The sequence below is a fragment of the Flavobacterium chungangensis genome (assembly GCF_042654045.1).
In the GTDB taxonomy this organism is placed as follows: Bacteria; Bacteroidota; Bacteroidia; order Flavobacteriales; family Flavobacteriaceae; genus Flavobacterium; species Flavobacterium chungangensis.
Map to the genome: position 1 here is coordinate 150,759 of NZ_JBHSFY010000001.1, position 20,550 is coordinate 171,308.

Below are 20,550 nucleotides of genomic sequence, written 5' to 3' on the forward strand. Positions count from 1 at the left end.
AACCGAAATTAAACTAAACACACACAATGAAAAAATTCTATCTATTAACAGCATTCTTTTTATTCGCCTTTACAGGTTTTGCTCAGAAGGCTATTATATCTGGAAAGATATTAGATGCCGATGACAAACTGCCTCTTCCTGGAGCAATGGTTCAAATTGTAGGCGAGAAAAAATACACCGTTTCTGACTACAACGGTCGTTTTGAATTATTAAATATTAATGAAGGAACTTACCAAGTTGAAGTAAAATATATTGGATATACTTCTTTAACTCAAGAAATAAAAGTGGAGCAAGGAAAAAACAACGTAATTGATTTTTCTCTTAAAGCTTCTGAGAATGAACTGAAAGAGGTTATTGTTGGAGATATCTTAAAAGGTCAGGCAAAAGCGCTGAATCAACAAAAAAATAACAAAAACATCGGAAACGTAATTTCTTCAGATCAAATGGGTCGTTTTCCAGATGCTAACGTTGGAGATGCTTTAAAACGTGTTCCTGGTATCACAATGCAGAATGACCAAGGTGAAGCTCGTAACATTATTATTAGAGGTCTAGCTCCATCTTTGAACTCTGTAACTTTAAATGGTGACCGTATTCCATCTGCTGAAGGAGACAACAGAAACGTACAAATGGACTTAATTCCGTCTGATATGATTTCTACAATCGAAGTAAACAAAACACTAACATCAGACATGGATGCTGATGCAATTGGGGGTTCTGTAAACTTAATTACAAGAGCAACTCCAAACGGAGAAAGAATTTCTGCAACTCTTGCAGGAGGTTATTTACCAATTCGTGACCATGCTTCTTATACTGCTGGTTTTGTTTATGGTAACCGTTTTGCAAATGATAAATTAGGAGTAGTTTTTAGCGGATCTTATAACAATGTAGATTACGGTTCTGATAACGTCGAAAACGAATGGGTAAAAGATGAGTTTGGAAATGACTATTTACAAGCTTCTGAAATTAGAAAGTATGATGTACAGCGTATCCGTCGTAGTGCTTCTGTTGCTTTAGATTATAAATTCAATGATAACAATACCATTTTTGCCAATGCAATCTACAACTGGAGAGATGATAGAGAAAACCGTTTTAGAACTACTTACGATGATATTGAACCGCTTTATAATGGTGAAGAAATTGTTGGTTTTGAAGGTCGTGTAAAACGTCAGACCAAAGGTGGTTTAGACAATAACAGAAACAAAAACAGAAGATTAGAAGACCAGAGAGTTCAAAACTATTCTATTCGTGGAGAACACTTAATCAATTCTACATTAGATTTAGATTGGTCTGCAAACTATGCAAAAGCTAGAGAATACCGTCCAGGTGAGCGTTACATCGAATATCGTCAAAAAGGTCTAGAGATGTTTGAAGATTTATCTGATATCAGATTTCCTTTAATTACTACTGTTGGCGAGTCTGTTGACGAATTTAAATTTGACTCTGTTACTGAAAACACAGACGAAACAAGCGAAAGCGAATTTGGTGCTAAAGTAAACATTCGTTTCCCTTTCTCTGTTATTGCAGGAGAAAAAGGAAGATTGAGAACGGGTCTTAGACTTCGTTTGAAAGAAAAAGAAAGAAACAATATGTTCTATTCTTATACTCCGCTAAACGACGATATGGAATTGTTATCGCAAGTTCCAACATCTTATTATGATGGAAACGGATTTAATCCAGGAAGCAAATATGTACCGGGAACTTTCGCTTCTGCTAACTATTTAGGAGGTTTAGATTTGAACAATGCTTCTTTATTTGAAAAAGAAACAGATCCAGCAGAATATTTAGCTGTAAACTATAATGCTAAAGAAAGAATTACTGCTGCTTATGTAAGATGGGATCAGGATTTTAACGATAAACTTTCTATGGTTTTAGGTTTCCGTGTGGAGAATACTCATATCGATTATACAGGAAACCGTGTATTAGACGAGGAAGAATTAGAGAGCAAAATCAACAACACCAACTCTTACACTAATTTATTGCCAAGTATTTCATTCCAATACAACGCAACAAAAGATTTAGTTTTGAGAGCTGCTGCTACAACTGCATTGGCTAGACCAAACTATTATGCATTGGCTCCTTATGTAAACAATATCGCTGCCGATAAAGAAATTACAGCTGGAAATCCAGATCTTAAAGCTACCTATTCATACAATTATGATTTCATGGCTGAGAATTATTTCAAATCTGTTGGTTTAATTTCTGGAGGTGTTTTCTACAAAAGATTAAATGATTTCATTTACAACTACAGCGACAATCAATATACAGATGCGAAATTTGCCGCAGATTTCCCTAATCAAGCAAACCCAGTTCCAGCAGGAGAAAACTGGTCTTTCTTACAATCAAGAAATGGAGAAAATGTAGATGTTTACGGGTTTGAAGTTGCATTCCAACGTCAATTGGATTTCTTGCCAGGTAAATTCCTAAAAGGTTTTGCAATCTATTTGAACTATACTTACACGCAATCTAAAGCAAAAGGTATTGCCGATGAGGACGGAAACGAAAGAAATGACATTAGTCTTCCAGGTACAACTCCACACATGTTTAACGGATCTTTATCTTGGGAAAACAAACGTTTCTCTGCAAGAATCTCAACCAACTTTACATCTGATTACTTAGACGAATTAGGTTCTGAGTCTTACAAAGACAGTTACTATGATAAACAGTTTTTCTTAGATGCCAATGCTGCTTATAAGATTACTCCAAAATTGCGCTTTTTTGCTGAAGCTAATAACTTAACAAACCAGCCGTTACGTTACTACCAAGGGGTTGCTGCTCATACAAAACAAGCTGAATATTACCAGCCACGTTACAATTTCGGATTGAAGTTAGACTTGTAATCTGCACTTTTTTAAAATTCTTAAATTAGACAGAGTTTAGCGCTCTGTCTAATTGCATTAAAATATATAACATAATGAAAAATAAATCTTTAGTTGCTCTTTTACTTTTAGCTGTTTCATTTACAGCTTGTAAAGACGATAAATTAGCCCCAGTTCAGCCAAATGCTGTAAAACCAACAACTGTTACAGAAGCTTTACCTCACGATACAGATGATCCTTCTATTTGGATCAATCCAACTGATGCTTCAAAAAGTATTATTGTTGGAACAGATAAAGACACAGACGGAGGTTTGTATGCTTTTGATTTGAGTGGAAAAATCCTTAAAAAATCAATTCCGTTAAAACGTCCAAACAATGTTGATATCGCTTACGGATTGATTATTGACGGAAAAAAAGTAGACGTTGCGGTTACAACTGAACGTGAAGAAAATAAAATCAGAATTTTTAGCTTACCTGATTTAGAGCCAATTGATAACGGCGGAATTCCTGTTTTTGAAGGACAAGCACAACGCGATCCAATGGGAATCTCGTTGTACACTCGCCCAAGCGATGGGAAGATTTTTGCTATTGTAGGCAGAAAAACAGGTCCTTCTGGAAGTTATTTATGGCAATATGAACTTTCTGGAAACGGAAAATTTGCTGCAGCAAAAGTGGTTCGCAAATTTGGAACATACAGCGGTAAAAAAGAAATTGAAGCTATTGCTGTGGATAACGAGTTAGGTTTTGTGTACTATTGCGATGAACAAGCTGGAATTAGAAAATACAAAGCAGATCCAGCTTTAAACGATAATAAAGAATTGGCTTTCTTTGGTCAGAAAGACTTTAAAGCAGATCACGAAGGAATCGCGATTTACAAAAAAACAGATTCTACAGGATATATTTTAGTATCGAATCAGCAGGCCAATTCTTTTATGGTTTATCCAAGAGAAGGCGCCAACGGAAATCCAAACAATCATCCGTTATTGGCGGAAGTTCCAACTTCTACAATCGAATGTGATGGTGCAGATGTTACGAGCATAAACTTAGGTCCAAAATATAAAAACGGACTTTTTGTAGCGATGAGCAACGGAATGACTTTCCATTATTATGCTTGGGATTTAATTCAGAAACGCATCGACGAAGCTAAGAAATAAAGATTCAGTGTTGATTTGAAATTGCAGTTTTTCGGTACTTTCCTTTAAACTGTACTGAAAACTGCGTTTCAATGTCTTTAAAAAGTACTTATGTCAGGCTGAGCAAAGTCGAAGCCAAGTTTCTAATTGAAATGCCCTTCGACTTCGCTCAGGGAGACAAGGAAGAAGTATTAGACAAACACAAAAAACAAAAAAAGCTGTTCATTTCTGAACAGCTTTTTTATTTTGAATTAAATAATTCCTTTTATTCTGTAATCGGCGCTCCTGCTAAGATTTCAGCATTTGCAAACTCTTCAAATTTGGCAAAATTAGCTTTGAATTTCTGAGCTAATTCTAACGCTTTTTTATCGTATAAATCTTTGTCTTCCCAAGTATTTCTAGGATTTAGAATTTCTTCTGGAACATTCGGGCAAGATTGTGGTTTTGCAATTCCAAAAACTTTGTGATCTACGTACTCTACATTATCTAATTCTCCTTTTAATGCAGCAGTAATCATAGCACGAGTATATTTAAGCTTCATACGGCTTCCTACTCCGTAAGGTCCACCTGTCCAACCTGTGTTGATCAACCAAACTTTTACTCCTGCATCTTTCATTTTCTTGCTCAACATCTCAGCATAACGCGTTGGGTGTAAAGGCATAAATGGCGCTCCAAAACAAGCAGAGAAATTAGGCTGAGGCTCTGTTACACCCGCTTCTGTACCAGCAACTTTTGCTGTATATCCAGAAATAAAATGGTAAGCCGCCTGACCTGGATTTAATCTTGAGATTGGAGGCAGAATTCCGAAAGAATCGGCTGTTAAGAAAAATATATTTTTAGGATTATGTCCAATCAAACCTGGCTGTACATTATCAATATGTGTAATTGGGTAACTTACACGAGTATTTTGAGTGATAGAAACATCGTCAAAATCAACTACGTTTGTTCCTTCTTTGAAAACCACATTTTCTAAAAGCGCTCCTTTTTTGATTGCTCTAAAAATGTCTGGTTCGTTTTCTTCTGTTAAATTAATCACTTTTGCATAACATCCGCCTTCAAAATTGAAAACAGTGTTTTCATTTGTCCAGCCGTGTTCGTCGTCTCCAATTAATTTACGCTCTGGATCTGCAGATAAAGTTGTTTTTCCTGTACCAGACAATCCGAAAAAGATTGCAGTATCGCCTGCTTCACCAACATTGGCGCTGCAGTGCATTGGAAGTGTATTTTTGAAAACCGGAAGAATAAAGTTCAATGCAGAGAAAATTCCTTTTTTCATTTCTCCTGTGTAACCCGTTCCTCCAATTAAAGCAATTTTTTTAGTAAAATCTAAAATAGCAAAATTAGATTGGCGTGTTCCATCTACAGCAGGATCTGCCATAAAACTTGGAGCACAAACTACAGTCCATTCTGGAGCAAAATTTGCCAGTTCTGAATCTTCTGGACGTAAGAACATATTGTAGCAAAACAAGTTTGACCAAGCAGTTTCTGTTACAACACGAACATTTAATCTATAATTTGGATCAGAACATACATAAGAATCGCGAACAAAAACTTCTTTGTCTGATAAAAATGCTGTTACCTTATTATAAAGCTTTTCAAAAGCTTGGGGCTCAAAAGGGATATTTACATTTCCCCACCAAACTTGATCTTTAGTGATATCATCTTTTACGATAAAACGATCTTGTGGAGAACGACCTGTAAATTCGCCTGTATTAATTGCTAACGCTCCTGTAGAATTCTCAACACCTTGTCCTGACTGCAAAGTAATCGCATGTAATTCATCTGCAGATAGTTGATAACGAACTTTTGCATTTTCAATTCCTAACTCTTTTAACGAAATCGATTGCGCGAAAACTGTATTAGTGTCCATAAGTTTTTAAGTTGTGTGTGTGATTTTTTGTTTAAAGCAAAATTACAGATTTATTTTTATTTCTTTTAAAATACTTAAATTTCACTTTAATTTATATTAAAAAAGAGAAATTTCACTTTAAAAATTATAAAAAGAAAAAAATAACCGCCTCTAATTTGTTTATTTACAACCTTATACGCGAATTTGTTATATTATTTTTGTTTGACAACAGAAAATACAAAAAAGTCACATAAATAAAGTTATATGTTATTTATGTGACAAAATTAAAGATTAATTCTTAGACAGAATTTTTTTTTCGGGATTTTATGATTTTCTCTTCAAAATCGTAAAGAATAATAGCGTCCAAGCAATAATTAATAGAAAACCACCCACAGGAGTTGCGAATACGATAATTTTAGACTCAAACAAAGTGTAGTCTTTTGTAGCCAATACATAAATTGAACCGCTGAAAAGAACAACACCTGCTACTACAAAACCATAGATTGTTTTTAAGGTCTTTTCGGCTATATCTTTTTGAGTAGATAAAAAGAGAAGAAATAAGGCGTGATACATTTGGTAACGAACACCAACTTCAAAAGTATTTAATTGATCAACTGAAAGATATTTTTTCAATAAATGAGCACCAAAAGCACCCAAAATAATAGCTAACATACCGATAAAAGCTCCAGTTAAAACGATTCTTCTTTTCATAATATATCTCTTTTGAAATTTGAAACAAAAATACTTCAAACGAATCGAAAAACCGCTTTAGTTTCTGGATTATTTAGAGCAAAGTCAGGTTATTTTTTATCTTATTTCAAAAAATAAATTGAATTTTATTTAATTTGAATTGTTATATTTATAACATTTAAATATATTTGTGTTAAATATTTGAGACATGAGAAACGTTTTAATAATTGGAGCAGGAAGATCTGCATCGTCTTTGATTCGATATTTACTATCAAAATCTAATGAAGAAAAGCTGCATTTAACCGTAGCCGATCTTTCATTGAATCTTGCAAAAGCAAAGACTCAGAATCATCCAAATGCCACACCGCTTTCCTTAGATATTTTTAATTCCGACGAAAGAAAAAAAGCTATTGCAAATGCGTCAATAGTAATTTCTATGCTTCCTGCACATTTGCATATCGAAATTGCAAAAGATTGTTTAGAATTTAAAAAACATCTTGTTACAGCTTCTTATATAAGTGATGCCATGCAAGCTTTAAACGAAGAAGCCATCAAAAACAATCTGATTTTCATGAACGAAATTGGTCTCGATCCAGGAATCGACCACATGAGCGCCATGAAAGTTATTGACGAAATAAGATCGAAAGGCGGTAAAATGCTTTTGTTTGAATCTTTCTGTGGCGGACTTGTAGCTCCTGAATCTGACAATAATTTATGGAATTACAAATTTACTTGGGCACCAAGAAACGTTGTTCTGGCAGGACAAGGAGGCGCTGCGAAGTTTATTCAAGAAGGAACTTATAAATATATTCCGTACAGTGCTTTGTTTAGAAGAACTGAATTTCTAGAAGTAGAAGGTTACGGAAAATTTGAAGCGTATTCTAATCGTGATTCTCTTAAATACCGCTCGGTTTATGGTTTAGATGATATTCTGACATTATATAGAGGAACTATTCGAAGAGTGGGTTATTCTCGCGCTTGGAATATGTTTGTACAGCTCGGGATGACTGATGATAGCTATATTTTAGAGGGGTCAGAAAATATGAGTTATCGTCAGTTCATCAATTCTTTCCTTCCGTATCATCCAACAGATTCTGTAGAAATTAAAACTCGATTGATTCTAAAAATCGATCAGGACGATATTATGTGGGATAAACTTTTGGAATTGGATTTATTTAACCCAGACAAAAAAGTAAATCTGCCAAATGCTACTCCGGCTCAAATCTTAGAAAAAATTCTGACCGACAGCTGGGCTCTTGAACCAGAAGACAAAGATATGATTGTGATGTATCATAAATTTGGTTATGAACTAAATGGAGAAAAGAAACAAATCGATTCGAAAATGGTTTGTATTGGCGAAGACCAAACTTATACGGCAATGGCAAAAACAGTCGGACTTCCGGTTGCAATTGCTACTTTATTAATCTTAAACGGAAAAATTACAACTCCAGGCGTTCAGCTTCCGATAAAAAAGGAAGTTTATGAGCCAATTTTGAAAGAGTTAGAAGAATATGGGGTCATTTTTAACGAGCAAAATGTGCCTTATTTTGGATACAATCCGGACCTATTTTAGTCTGGATCTGCATGTTTATTTTTAGAATTTTTTTTTTAATTAGTTTTTAATTTTATCCGCTTCTCCCATCAGAAGCGGATTTTTTTCTTTTACATAGCTGGCGTAAGCGTTATTGGCAATTTATACAATACTCTTACTGGCAAACCTTTGTTTGAGCCTGGAATCCATTTAGGAGAAAGCTTTATAACCCTAACAGCCTCTTCACCCGTTCCATATCCTATATCTTCTACTGCTTTAATATCAGATAGTGTACCGTCTTTCTCAATAATAAACTGCAGTTTGACCTTTCCTCCATATTTCAGTGCTTTTTCTGGAACCTTAAAGTTCTTGCCCACAAACCTGTAAAACTTGTTTATTCCACCTGGAAAATCAGGTTTTTTCTCAATGCTATCAACCTTCATTTCCAAAGGTCTATCCTCATCTTTCGACGTATTTTCCTGAGCCATACTTTTAGTACTCATAAAAATCACTAATATTAATATAAAACTCTGAGTAAATATTCTCTTCATATTTTTAAATTGTTTAACCCCTAAAATATTATATACTATACGTACAAATATAGATTTTTACTTTAATTAAAGTTGTTCTAATTTTACACAAGAACAAAAAAATCCGTTCAAAAAGAATGGATTTTTTTGTTTTGATTTAATGTCCTAAAGGCCTAGCCAATTGAACAACCATCGGTAAAATAAATTTAGAACTTACTGGTTCGCCATCCTTAGTTGCTGGAATCCATTTTGGACAAAGTTTCATAACACGAATAGCTTCGGCACCCAAACCATATCCTAAATCTTTAACAATTTTTATATTAGATAAAGATCCGTCTTTTTCAATTGTGAAATGTATATAATACTTTCCATCTACTTTCTTTTCGTAAGCAATCTCAGGCATATTATAATTTCGACCATAAAAGATGTAAAAATCGGTTAAACCATTAGGAAATTCTGCCTGAGTTTCTACACTTACAGCATTATCAGATTTAGCAGAAAGATCTATTAGTTCTACTTCTTGCGCCCAACTTTTTGAATTACATGAAAGCAGTAAAAAAAAGGAAAAAGCAACTTTAAATATTAAATTAGAAAACGGTTTCATTTGTAGCATATTTTTTACAAATCTACATTAATTCTCATTTCTTTTTTATTTTTTTTAATTATTGCTTTGAATTGTAATCGGTAAACTGTACATCACTCGAACGGTCTGACCATTTTCAGTTGCGGGAATCCATTTTGGCGAAAGTTTCAAAACTCTTATCGCTTCGTCTGCTACTCCATAACCTAAATCTTTTACGACTTTAAATTCAGACAAACTTCCATCTTTTTCGACCATAAACTCAATAAAAATTTTGCCATCCTTTTTTTGTTTCGAAAATTCTTCTGGCATTTTAAAATTTTGTCCCACAAACATATAGAACTTTTCTATTCCACCAGGAAATTGTGGTTGTTTAACATCTGCCTTTTCATTAACGCCAATACTGTTTTTTCCATTAAAACTGGTTTGCGCAGTAGCTTCCGAATTAAAAGCAATTAACAATAAAATAGAAACAACAGTTACAGAACTCACTTTTAAAACCATTGCAATTGGCGATTTTTCTTTAGTCATCATGAGCAAACGTTTTTTTGTTATTTGATAATTGATAGTACTTGCCAAAACGACGGTATGTTTATTTGAAGCAAATTGCAACAATAAGTTCTGATAGCTTTTCACTTCATCAAATTGTTTGTTTACGGCTTCATCGGCCAAAAATTCATGATTGAGCTTTATGGCTTTTTCAAACAAAACAAACATCGGATTAAACCAAAATACGATTTGCAAAACCTCAACAAAAAGAATATCCAAAGTATGTTTTTGCTCTAAATGTGCTTTTTCATGAGCTATTAATTCTGATGGAATTTTTCCATTTGTAAAATCTTCTTTACTAATAAAAATAGCATTCCAGAAAGAATGTGGTAAAACCGATTCTTTCATTAAAACAAGTTTCTGATTGTCTGTAAATTGTACCGAATTCTTTTTCATTTTAAAGAAAAAGGAAGACACATTTACAGCAAATCGAATCAATAAAATTGTTGCAATGAGAACATAAATTGCACTTAAAAAGAAATATACGATTTCATTGTATGAAACTTTGTTTAAGATTGATTGATTAGACACAATCATTATTTCATCCAGCTGAATTGTTTTAATTTTTGACGGAAAAAATGATGCAATCGAAAACAATTGCAGCGGGATAACTAGACTAAAAACCAAACTTCCGAGAAGATAAGCACGATTGAATCGAAACATTCTTTCGTTTTCTAACAACAATTTATATACCGCATAAAAAACAGCAAGCAGTAAACCCGATTTTAAAAGATACGTTATCATTTTTTCTTTTTTTGAATTTCTGAATCGATTATTTTTTTAAGATCTTCCAGTTCCGAAGCCGACAAATTGGTTTCGGTCGTAAAAAACGAAGCAAACTGTGAAGCCGAATTATTAAAGAAATTACTAATTAACCCTTTTACGTGTTTTGCAAAATAGTCTGTTTTCTTAACCAGCGGATAATATTCTCGAGAATTTCCGAATTCGTTATACGCCACAAATTTCTTGTCAATCATTCGTTTTAAAAGCGTCGCTACGGTTGTTGTTGCTGGTTTTGGTTCCGGATACGCTTCGAGCAAATCTTTCATAAAAGCCTTTTCAAGCTTCCATAAATGCTCCATTAATTGTTCTTCTGCATTTGATAATTGTATCATGGTTTTGTATTTTCAAGTTTTTCTGTTTCAGCCAATTCCTTTTTATATTCCTCCAAATTCCATTCAACATTCAATTTTGTCGCATATTCGGCCATAGTTCCAAGTCCGACCTCTGCACGCCTTTTATCGACATTATCTGGATCTATCATTGGTGCTATACGAATTTTATTAGTCTTTTTATTCATTGAACTCTGACTGCCATAAATTTGTTTTTTTCCTTCTCTCAAAGCCACTCTATCTTCCAAATACGCTAGATTTCCTGGATTGGCATTTCCGTTTTTAACCGCCTCTCTCATCATAGGCAGATATTTTTGCTGGTATTTTAAATCGGCATGCTGAATTACCAGAAACAAAGTCTGATTTCCTTGAGAACCTACAACATTTTTTCCTAACCACCCTTTTTCGTCCAGTATTTTCATCACCTTAATGAGGTTAATACTGTCTTTTCTTTCCATGATTTTACCAATGCTGTCAATTTTCTTTTTATCAGGTTTTGAAGCTCTATAAACATTCATAAATTCTCCGCGAATTTCCTGATCGTCGGTATAAATTTCTGCAAGCTCTTTTTCTAGCACTTTATCATAATTTGCTCCAATAATATCTAACTTCTTTTGCAGTTTATCAATTGTTTTATTCCATTGTTTTTCTGAGTGCAAAGGCTTTAAATCGTTATCAATTTTAAGATGGGCAATATTCTCGTATCCGTTATCGATAGAAAGATTTAGCCATTTAAATGCTTTTTTGTTCTTTTTTGCCATAGAAGCAGAACAGCCTGCGTTGTATAAGTCTCGATCATCTTTCTGCTCTATTTTAAAAGCTTTTTCATAATACGAAACAGACAATTCATAGTTTTTTGCTGTGTAGCAAGAATCTGCTTTACGAACCCATTCTTTATACGTTTGGGCTTGCATAAAAACACAGTTCATCACTAATAAAGAGAGTGTAATTATTTTTTTCATGATTTAGAGGTTAGTTGGTTTATTTAATATTTTGTTCTGAAATCAATTCTCCTTTTTCGTAATTTTTGATTCCTTTTAATTTTCCTTTGTCCGAATAAAACTTCCATTCTCCAAAATAAAACCAATGCGTTTCTACCGAATTCGTTTCTAATTTTGTTTTCCCTTTCGATTCCAGTTTTCCGTTTTCGTAATAACTTTTCACGATACAGATTCCGTTTTTGTATTTCTCCGTTTTATAGATTTTCCCATTAATGTACGATTTCCACTTTTTTACCGGAAGATCGTTTTTATAATATTCATACGATTTATAATCTGTTCCGTCTTGTGAATATGTATCAATCCAAACACCTTCTTTTTTCTTGTCAATCTTCTGATTAATCGGCTGGCTTTTACACCCCAAAAGCATTAATCCGAAAAGAAATAATAAAAAGATGTTTTTCAATTTCATGATTGCTCTACAATTATAGATTCGTTTCTACAAATGTAGAGTTAATTTTTAAACGACCAAGTTTTTTCTTATTTTTTTATTCTAAAAAATCTTTATTCCTATTTTTCTAATGTTGACTCAATTCATACCTAACAGGTTTTAAAAACCTGTTAGGATAAACAAAAAAAATCCGCTCATTTCTGAACGGATTCTGTATCTAAATTCAACTTTGTCAAAGTTTAAAACTTTGACAAAGTATCAAAAAATCTTTGCGACTTTGCGACTTTGCGAGCAAAAAAAACTTAGTGCCTTGGCGCCTTCGCGGCAAAAAAACTTATTTACTTAATTCCACAAAATACTTGTAAAACAACGGAATAGTCTCAATACCTTTCAAGTAATTAAAGATTCCGAAATGCTCATTTGGCGAGTGAATTGCATCACTATCCAAACCAAATCCCATTAAGATGGTTTTACTTTTTAATTCTTTTTCAAACAAAGCCACAATCGGAATACTTCCGCCAGAACGAACCGGAATTGCAGGAACTCCAAACGTTTCTGTATACGCTTTGTTTGCTGCCTGATATCCGATGCTGTCAATTGGCGTTACATAACCTTGACCACCGTGATGAGGCGTAACTTTTACTGTAACTCCAGCTGGCGCAATGCTTGTAAAATGTTTGGTAAAAAGTTCTGTAATTTCTTCCCATTCCTGATTTGGAACCAAACGCATCGAGATTTTAGCAAAAGCTTTACTCGCAATAACCGTTTTAGCACCTTCGCCAGTATAACCGCCCCAGATTCCGTTTACGTCTAATGTAGGACGGATTGAGTTGCGCTCGTTGGTTACATATCCTTTTTCACCATAAACATCAGCAATGTTTAAAGCATTTTTATATTTTTCTAGGCTGAAAGGCGCTTTTGCCATTTCAGCTCTTTCTTCTGCAGATAATTCTTCTACTTTATCGTAGAAACCTGGAATTGTAATATGATTGTTTTCGTCGTGAAGCGAAGCAATCATTTTTGCCAGAATATTAATTGGGTTTGCCACAGCTCCACCGTATAAACCTGAATGCAAATCGCGGTTCGGACCTGTAACTTCTACCTCAACATAACTTAAACCTCTTAAACCTGTCGTGATAGATGGCTGTTGGTTAGAGATCATTCCTGTATCTGAAATCAAGATCACGTCGTTTTTCAGTTTTTCCTGATTGCGTTCTACGAACCAAGCCAAACTTGCAGAACCTACTTCTTCTTCACCTTCAATCATGAATTTTACGTTACAAGGCAACGTATTGCTTTGCACCATTAATTCAAGCGCTTTTACATGCATGTACATCTGACCTTTGTCGTCGCATGCTCCACGCGCGAAGATGGCTCCTTCTGGGTGAATATCTGTAGTTTTAATAACCGGTTCAAAAGGTGGTGAAGTCCATAATTCTAATGGATCTGGCGGTTGTACGTCGTAGTGGCCGTAAACTAAAACCGTTGGAAGATTTGGATCTATAATTTTCTCTCCATAGATAATTGGGTAACCTGGAGTGTCACAAGTTTCGACATAATCGCACCCTGCTTTTGATAAACTTTCTTTTACAGCCTCTGCTGTGTCAATAACATCTTGAGAATATGCAGTGTCGGCACTAACCGACGGAATCTTTAATAATTCGATCAATTCGTTGATAAACCGATCTTTATGTTGTTGAACGTAGGACTTAATATTTTCCATTTAAATTATTTTTATAGAAACCCAAAAGTACAAAAAAGAGAATTAAAAAAAATTTTGAAAAAATGCTTTGATAATTCAAAAGTATGCCTATCTTTGCACCCACAATTACCGCGGATATGGCGAAATTGGTAGACGTGCCAGACTTAGGATCTGGTGCCGCAAGGCGTGTAGGTTCGAGTCCTATTATCCGCACTAAAAAAAGCTTCTGAATAGATTTTCAGAAGCTTTTTTGTTTTTACGCTTATTTTTGTACATCATTTATTCCAAATAATTTTTGCAAATTTTTCAAAGTAAGTGGCCCACCAATATGCTCCACTGATTCGTTTTGCATTGTTACAAACTGAATACTTTTAGTTCCCATCATTTTATCATAAAGAATACCTACTAAATCCCCCTTCCAATTCTTATAAATAAAACTCTCTCCTTTTTTATATTCAGCACTATTCATTGTTGTAAAAATTTCAGTGTAAATCTCTATCATTTCTGTTTTCTTTAATTCATAACCCCATCTTTTATCACTTTTAGAAGTTAAATCAGGCATATCCAAAAAATAAATTTCTCCATACTTATTTATTTTCGTAGTCCCCATATTTACAGAAATCACTTCATCTGGTTTTTTAACTTCAGGAAGCTTAATTATTTGTGCATTAAGATTAAAACCTAAAACCAAAATAATTGCCAATAATAATTTTTTCATTTCTTTTTATTTAAATTAATAATGACCAAATTTAGTTTGGCTTAAACGGACTGTTTTACGGAAAATCGTAAAATGAGAAATTATTTTATCAATTACTCATACATATTATTTTAAGAAACGTAACCACAATATTGTCATTCCGAGGAACGAGGAATCACACGCGTATATCTACAAAGATTGGCGATTTTCTTTGCGGAGTTACTAGTGTGATTCCTCGTTCCTCGGAATGACAAACTGTGCGGTTATACTTTGTGTTTTATCCTTCTTATCTCAAATCTAAATAAGGATCGAGAACTTCCGCCAGTTTATTCAACCAATAAAAATCATCATCTATATTAGGCAATTCAACTTCACCAGTTTTACGACTTCGCATGAAATATAAAGAAAGAAGATAGTTTACCTCTCGGATTGTTTTCGCCATATCTTTTGGATCGATAATTTCATTAAAAAAACCTTTTAGTCTAGCTTCAACTTCTTCTGAAAAATGATTTGTACTCATAATTTTAGATTTAAAATATTGCAAAAATCATTCGAACTTAATTTCATTTGAACCCATATATGCGTTCAACTCTAATTATTTTTTTCTTATAGAAATCAATTTTCGGCTAAAGCCTTTTCCTTTTTAATCATAAAAAACCTCCAGCCGAAGCAGGAGGCAATTCATTTCTTTATTAGATTTGTTTATCAATAATTCCACATGAAAGTATCAAAACCCAAAATAATCCAATTATCTCTTTTGGCTTTATCGAGCATAATTATTCTAACTAGTTTTATAAATTTCAAAGGCTTTCATGCAAAATTCTACAACAAAACTGGAGAAGATATTGATTCTTTAGTAATTGCAGGAACTTTCATTGGATCATTAAAAAAAGGCGAATCGACAGAATATATTAGTTTTAAAGAATTTGAATTTGATGATAATTTCCCATACGAAAATATTAGCGGCTTAATTAGAAATAAAAAAATAGTTCAAGATTATTGGAGCGATTGTGGCCAGGGAAGAGAAACAAAATCTAATGGAACTTATTCTTTTGACTTAAAAAAAGATGTAAGACTTATAGATACGACTTGTTTTTATCTTACTGGACATAACGAAAAAATATTCTGGGAGGATTTTTAAAAAACACATTGACAAACCTAAAAGCAAAATATTTCAGAAATTTCTTTAATTATTTTACGCTTTAGTATTTAAATATTCTTATTTTTAAAACACCAAAAACCTAATTCTCAAAATTTCGCTTGTTTTTAAATCTCAAAAAACAATTAGAACACATGAGAAAATACAGATTATTAGTTATTCTATTAGCAATTATTGCTGTTTTTTACTTTGCGAGAACGATTCGAAGCTTTACCGTTCAGCACGAAACCAAAACCTTTAAATCGGAGCATTTTATTGTTTCCTATAACGGAATTTATAAAAGCGAGGCCGAAAAAGTCAGCAAACATCTTGAGGAAAATTATTCTAGAATAAGAGAAAATTTAAAAGACGTAGAACACGACCCGATAAAGGTTTTTGTTTACGGTTCGCAATTTAAGTTTAATGAAGCGACAGGTTTAACAGAAAACACAAAAGGCACAAGTCGTGGCCCAAACGAATTTCATTTTGTCTGGACGAATTGGTTTAATTCCATCTTTCCAAACGATCCGCTTAAAACGGCTTTGCACGAGTTTACACATTGCGTTCAGCTGAACCTATTAATACACAAAGCAAAAGATACCATAATCACCCAAGACCGACTGACTTTTGAAAGAGAATTTGATAAAAGATTCAAAGCCGAATATCCACGCTGGCTTTGGGAATCGATTAGTATGTTTGAAGCAGAAGAAGTAAATATGTTAAGCGTGAAATATGCCAAAAGCAAAAACTTGACTTTAGAAGATTTAAATCACAGCAATCAGATTTATAATATTGGCTACACGATAATCGAATACATGACGCAAAAATGGGGAAAAGATATTCTGCCAAAATTGATTGCTTCTTTCGGCAACATCGAAAAAACATTGAATGTAACGCAAGAGGAATTTGAAAAAGGCTGGATGGCTTTTTTGGAGGAGAAGTATTGATTCTGCTGTAAAAGTCCATCTAGTTTGTCATTTCGACGAAGGAGAAATCTCCGCGAGAAGCTCTACATAGATTGGCTTTTCGTTGCGGAGTTACTTACGGAGATTTCTCCTTCGTCGAAATGACAAGATTGTGGTTACAATATGAAAAAAAAAAAAAAAAAACTTTGTCAAAGTTTAAAACTTTGACAAAGGCCTCTCATGCAGATTTGGAATTTGGAATTTTAAGAATTGGAATTTAATATTTCAATAATCTTATCCACATTCACTTCACTATAATCATTGATATAAAAATCACATGGCGGAAGCTGTTCTTTGGTATGCGTGCTCAAAACGCCAACCACTTTCATTCCGGCATTTAGTCCTGCTGTAACACCCGAAAAAGAATCTTCGAAAACCACACAATCCGAAGGAGAAACTCCAACTCGTTCTGCCGATTTTAGATATACTTCAGGATTTGGTTTATGAAACGTTACGTCTTCTGACGACATCATTGAATCCATTTTTTCGCCGAGCTTCAAAGCGTTGGCAATCAAATCTAGATTTGCACGCGGCGCCGATGTCGCAACAGCTGTTTTAAATCCACGAGATTTTAATTCGTTTAAAAAATCCATATAATGCGGAATCGTTTCGACTTTGTCTTTGTAGATCTCACGAAACATTCCTTCTTTCTCGTCTTCAAGCTTAATCAATTCTTCTCCCTCAATTGGACGTTTGAAGAAATGCGTCATGATATAACTATTGTGTTTTCCGTACATATGTTCTTCAAATTCTTCCTGAGTATACGGAACATTATATTTATCGAAAAACTTTTCAAAAGCGATTACATGATGCGGATTAGTGTGCGAAATCACACCGTCCATATCAAAAATTACACATTGTTGGCTCATAATTTTGTTTTGTTGTTTTAACGGTTGCAAGATAAGTTTTTCCGCAGAGTTGCGCGGAGGTTTTTCGCAGAGATTCGCTAAGATTTTTTTTGAATCTCGCAAAGTCGCGAAGTCGCAAGGTTTTTATTTTAAAGCCACAGATTATTAAGATTAAAAGGATTTTGTTTCACGCAGATTCGGCAGATTTTAGCAGATTTAATTTTAAGATTTTAGAAATAAATAATCTGCACTTATCTGCTTAAATCTTTTAAAATCTGCGTGAAATAAAAACTTTGCGACTTCGCGACTTTGCGAGATTAATTCATCAGCCAATCCAAATTTTACTTTTAACCAACGTCATAGTTTGTCTCAAATGCTGATTGCATGCAATTAGAATAATTAAAACCACTAAACCATAACCAACAATCGTATAAATTTCCATATCGGCCAATAAAGTCGATTGTTTAGAGATTGTGCTGAAAACTTTTTTCATAGCCAAAACATTTGCATTATCTGCCGAATATCCTTTGGCAATAAAACTTTGAGTTGTGCTTGCAATGGTTTGCTGCGCTTCTGGATTTTCACCAGTAACAAATTGGCTTAATTTTAAAAAGTGTTTTTTGTTTAAAAACACCATTGCATTCTGCATGACGCAAAAACCAATTGTACTTCCCCAAAAACGTCCTGAAACCCCAACAATTCCCGAAGAAACCGCCATATTTGCCGGAACCGATGATGTGGTAAATAAGATGAGCGGAACAAATAAAAATCCAACACCGATTCCTTGCAAAATATAGGGAATGATAATATCGCTCAATGCAATATCTGGCACAAAAAGAAACGTAAACCAGAAATGGAAAATAGCAATAAGCGTAAAACCAATCATAAAAATAATTTTTGTCGAAACAGATTTCATCAAGAAAAATGCGGCTAAAATAAGTCCGATTACGTTTCCTAATCCGTTTATATACTGAACGCCCGCAACACGAGAAGGATCCCAATTCCAGATTGAAAACATTGCCGAATGACAAAGACTCAGTGTTGCTCTGCTGATATAGAAAAGGAAAAACAATAAAAATCCTATTCGCAGATTGGCGTATTTTATAACTTCAAAATTAAAACTTGGTCGTTTTACTAAACGTTCTTTAAAAATGAATAATCCGCCTGTAATGAGCGAAATCATCAAGATTAAAACCATTTCTGAAGACTGTAACCAATATTTTTTCTCAGCATAAACAAAAAAGTAGGCACCGCAAAGAATCGAAATTAAAACCAAAAAATAACTCATCCAGTCGATTTGATACAACGGAATCTTCTTTGTAATTCGGTGCCCTCTGAAAGTAACTAAGATTAAAAAGACGTTTAAAACCTGTAGTCCGCCCGAAACATACAACATATATTTCCAGTCGTAATGATCGAGAAACCACACAGCGATATTCATAATAAAAGGCGTAGACAACAACAGCGCACCGTAGTAAAATGAAAACCCGATAATGATGGCATTTTTAGTATTGAATTGTTCAATAAGTAATTGTCTGATCGTGATTACAGGAAGTGCCATCAGGATTCCTTCGGCAACTCTCATCAATAAAAAAACCGAAAAATTAGTAATATAAGCCGATGAAATAATTGTAATTCCGATTAAGGAATAAACTGCCATCAGGTAATTTTTTGCAGGGAAAAAACTCGAAAATCGGCTTTCTATTAAAATGGTTGCCAGCAGAGTTCCGTACGTAACGCACATTGCAAACTGCAAATCTTCTGGCTCAATGTCCAGAAAACTCGCCGCATATGTTACGTTTGACGTGTAAACTCCCAATAAAATCATAGAATGCAATAAACAAACGAACAAAATAATAATGATCGCCCATCTTGGAACCCATGATTTAAATATACTTTTATCTTCCATTTTATTTGTGTGCAGCAACAACCGTAATGTTCATTCCTGCTCTTAAAAAATCGGTTTGTTTGTCTTGTTCTTTTAACTGAATTCTAACTGGAATTCTCTGTTCAATTTTTACGAAGTTTCCGGTCGCATTGTCTGGAGGAAGCAACGAGAATCTTGCACCACTCGCAGGCGATAACGAAGCAATTGTTCCCGCAAAAACTTTGTCATCGATAGCATCTGCTTTAATTTCTACTTCTTGCCCAACAGTTAAATATTGCAATTGCGTTTCTTTAAAATTGGCTGTAATCCATTTTTCTTTACTTACAATAGAAAGCAGAGACTGTCCTTCTTTTACCATTTGTCCTGGCTGTAAAGTTCTTTTTCCGATCCATCCGTCATATGGCGCTGTAATTACAGTGTACGAAAGAAACAATGCCGCATTGTCTGCAACAGCTTGTTTTGACGCAATATTCGTTTGCGTTGTTGGAACATTCGCTTCGGCAACAGAAGTGCTTAAAGTAGCTGAATGAATCCTGTTTTTCATTTCCTGAAAATGCGCTTGCGCCGACTCGTAATCTGCTTTTACTTTTTCTAATTGTTGAGAAGTTGCCGCTTCTTCGTTTACCAAAGCTTTGTATCTTTCGTATTCTAGCTTAGTTTTCCAAAGATTCGATTTTGCAGCTTCTAATTGCGATTCGTTAATTGCGGTTGCACTTGCTGTATTAATGGCATTTTTTTGAGCCACAACACTATTTTGCTGTGCATTTTGAACATCGGCAAGAGCCACATTCAATTTCGATTTATATTCTCTATTATCGATCACCACCAAAGTATCTCCTTTATGTACAAATTGATTTTCATCAAAACGAACTTCCTGCACATAACCTGTAATTCTCGACATAATTGGTGTAACATATTGTTCTACCTGCGCATCATTGGTTTCTTCATGGTTTCGGTTAAACACATAAAACCAAATTCCCAAAATAACCCCGCTTATAACCAGCGTACACGCAATAATTGTTATTAATATATGAAACGTTTTATTTCTCTTAGTTTCATTTTTTATCTTAACCATCTTTTTTATCTCTTTATCTAAGTTCTTTCTTTTAAATCTTTTCTCTTGCTTCTTTCCT

19 protein-coding genes and 1 tRNA gene are annotated in these 20,550 nt (G+C 34.1%); 6 read left to right on the forward strand and 14 right to left on the reverse strand.

What is annotated here, in order from left to right:
- Nucleotides 1-26 precede the first annotated feature (26 nt).
- Nucleotides 27-2,837, forward strand: coding sequence for a TonB-dependent receptor (locus ACFO3N_RS00660; protein WP_379794812.1), 2,811 nt, complete (start codon nt 27-29; stop codon nt 2,835-2,837).
- A gap of 74 nt (nt 2,838-2,911) precedes the next feature.
- A complete protein-coding gene (locus ACFO3N_RS00665) occupies nt 2,912-3,970 on the forward strand; it encodes a phytase (protein ID WP_379794813.1) in 1,059 nt (352 codons plus the stop codon).
- A 244-nt stretch (nt 3,971-4,214) separates the two neighbouring features.
- Here ACFO3N_RS00665 and pckA read toward each other — a convergent pair whose 3' ends face one another.
- Both pckA and ACFO3N_RS00675 read right to left on the reverse strand, forming a co-directional pair.
- Nucleotides 4,215-5,819 (reverse strand): phosphoenolpyruvate carboxykinase (ATP), encoded by a 1,605-nt coding sequence (gene pckA, locus ACFO3N_RS00670; RefSeq protein ID WP_379794814.1) that lies wholly within the window; start codon nt 5,817-5,819, stop codon nt 4,215-4,217.
- A 303-nt stretch (nt 5,820-6,122) separates the two neighbouring features.
- A complete protein-coding gene (locus tag ACFO3N_RS00675) occupies nt 6,123-6,509 on the reverse strand; it encodes a DUF423 domain-containing protein (RefSeq protein ID WP_379794816.1) in 387 nt (128 codons plus the stop codon).
- Between the two features lie 187 nt (nt 6,510-6,696).
- Here ACFO3N_RS00675 and ACFO3N_RS00680 point away from each other — a divergent pair, with 187 nt between their 5' ends.
- Nucleotides 6,697-8,061 (forward strand): saccharopine dehydrogenase family protein, encoded by a 1,365-nt coding sequence (locus ACFO3N_RS00680; RefSeq protein ID WP_379794817.1) that lies wholly within the window; start codon nt 6,697-6,699, stop codon nt 8,059-8,061.
- Between the two features lie 89 nt (nt 8,062-8,150).
- Here ACFO3N_RS00680 and ACFO3N_RS00685 read toward each other — a convergent pair whose 3' ends face one another.
- The 7 genes from ACFO3N_RS00685 to ACFO3N_RS00715 form a co-directional block, all read right to left on the reverse strand.
- Nucleotides 8,151-8,570, reverse strand: coding sequence for an energy transducer TonB (locus tag ACFO3N_RS00685; RefSeq protein ID WP_379794819.1), 420 nt, complete (start codon nt 8,568-8,570; stop codon nt 8,151-8,153).
- A 136-nt stretch (nt 8,571-8,706) separates the two neighbouring features.
- The gene (locus ACFO3N_RS00690; RefSeq protein ID WP_379794821.1) at nt 8,707-9,153 is read right to left on the reverse strand and encodes an energy transducer TonB; all 447 of its coding nucleotides are present in this window, start codon (nt 9,151-9,153) and stop codon (nt 8,707-8,709) included.
- 54 nt (nt 9,154-9,207) lie between these two features.
- Nucleotides 9,208-10,422, reverse strand: coding sequence for a M56 family metallopeptidase (locus tag ACFO3N_RS00695; protein WP_379794822.1), 1,215 nt, complete (start codon nt 10,420-10,422; stop codon nt 9,208-9,210).
- Nucleotides 10,419-10,793 (reverse strand): BlaI/MecI/CopY family transcriptional regulator, encoded by a 375-nt coding sequence (locus ACFO3N_RS00700; protein ID WP_198854767.1) that lies wholly within the window; start codon nt 10,791-10,793, stop codon nt 10,419-10,421. Before ACFO3N_RS00700 ends, ACFO3N_RS00695 begins: the two co-directional genes overlap by 4 nt.
- Nucleotides 10,790-11,752 carry a DUF6624 domain-containing protein gene (locus ACFO3N_RS00705; protein ID WP_379794824.1) on the reverse strand — a complete coding sequence of 321 codons (963 nt, stop codon included), beginning with the start codon at nt 11,750-11,752 and terminating at the stop codon, nt 10,790-10,792. Before ACFO3N_RS00705 ends, ACFO3N_RS00700 begins: the two co-directional genes overlap by 4 nt.
- A 19-nt stretch (nt 11,753-11,771) precedes the next feature.
- Nucleotides 11,772-12,200, reverse strand: coding sequence for a hypothetical protein (locus tag ACFO3N_RS00710; protein WP_253251817.1), 429 nt, complete (start codon nt 12,198-12,200; stop codon nt 11,772-11,774).
- 313 nt (nt 12,201-12,513) lie between these two features.
- Complete coding sequence (locus ACFO3N_RS00715; protein ID WP_095929770.1) at nt 12,514-13,902, reverse strand: dipeptidase; 1,389 nt, start codon at nt 13,900-13,902, stop codon at nt 12,514-12,516.
- A gap of 110 nt (nt 13,903-14,012) precedes the next feature.
- Between ACFO3N_RS00715 and ACFO3N_RS00720 the strand changes: the two genes are divergently transcribed.
- Nucleotides 14,013-14,094: transfer RNA gene (locus ACFO3N_RS00720), tRNA-Leu, on the forward strand.
- 49 nt (nt 14,095-14,143) lie between these two features.
- Here the strand turns inward: ACFO3N_RS00720 and ACFO3N_RS00725 are convergent.
- Together ACFO3N_RS00725 and ACFO3N_RS00730 are read right to left on the reverse strand one after the other, a co-directional pair.
- The gene (locus ACFO3N_RS00725) at nt 14,144-14,599 is read right to left on the reverse strand and encodes a hypothetical protein (RefSeq protein ID WP_379794826.1); all 456 of its coding nucleotides are present in this window, start codon (nt 14,597-14,599) and stop codon (nt 14,144-14,146) included.
- 265 nt (nt 14,600-14,864) lie between these two features.
- A complete protein-coding gene (locus tag ACFO3N_RS00730) occupies nt 14,865-15,098 on the reverse strand; it encodes a hypothetical protein (RefSeq protein ID WP_379794827.1) in 234 nt (77 codons plus the stop codon).
- Nucleotides 15,099-15,296: 198 nt separating this feature from the next.
- On the opposite strand from ACFO3N_RS00730, the gene ACFO3N_RS00735 reads away from it, so the two are divergent.
- Nucleotides 15,297-15,719 (forward strand): hypothetical protein, encoded by a 423-nt coding sequence (locus ACFO3N_RS00735; RefSeq protein ID WP_379794829.1) that lies wholly within the window; start codon nt 15,297-15,299, stop codon nt 15,717-15,719.
- Between the two features lie 152 nt (nt 15,720-15,871).
- Nucleotides 15,872-16,663 carry a hypothetical protein gene (locus tag ACFO3N_RS00740; protein ID WP_379794831.1) on the forward strand — a complete coding sequence of 264 codons (792 nt, stop codon included), beginning with the start codon at nt 15,872-15,874 and terminating at the stop codon, nt 16,661-16,663.
- A 221-nt stretch (nt 16,664-16,884) separates the two neighbouring features.
- On the opposite strand, the gene ACFO3N_RS00745 is transcribed toward ACFO3N_RS00740, so the two are convergent.
- The 3 genes from ACFO3N_RS00745 to ACFO3N_RS00755 all read right to left on the reverse strand — a co-directional run bounded on the left by ACFO3N_RS00745 (nt 16,885) and on the right by ACFO3N_RS00755 (nt 20,492).
- Nucleotides 16,885-17,550, reverse strand: a complete 666-nt coding sequence (locus ACFO3N_RS00745; RefSeq protein ID WP_379794833.1) for an HAD family hydrolase — start codon at nt 17,548-17,550, stop codon at nt 16,885-16,887.
- 304 nt (nt 17,551-17,854) lie between these two features.
- On the reverse strand, nt 17,855-19,438 hold the full coding sequence (locus ACFO3N_RS00750; RefSeq protein ID WP_379794835.1) for an efflux MFS transporter permease: 1,584 nt from the start codon (nt 19,436-19,438) through the stop codon (nt 17,855-17,857).
- A gap of 1 nt (nt 19,439) precedes the next feature.
- A complete protein-coding gene (locus ACFO3N_RS00755; RefSeq protein ID WP_379794836.1) occupies nt 19,440-20,492 on the reverse strand; it encodes an HlyD family secretion protein in 1,053 nt (350 codons plus the stop codon).
- Between the last annotated feature and the right edge of the window lie 58 nt (nt 20,493-20,550).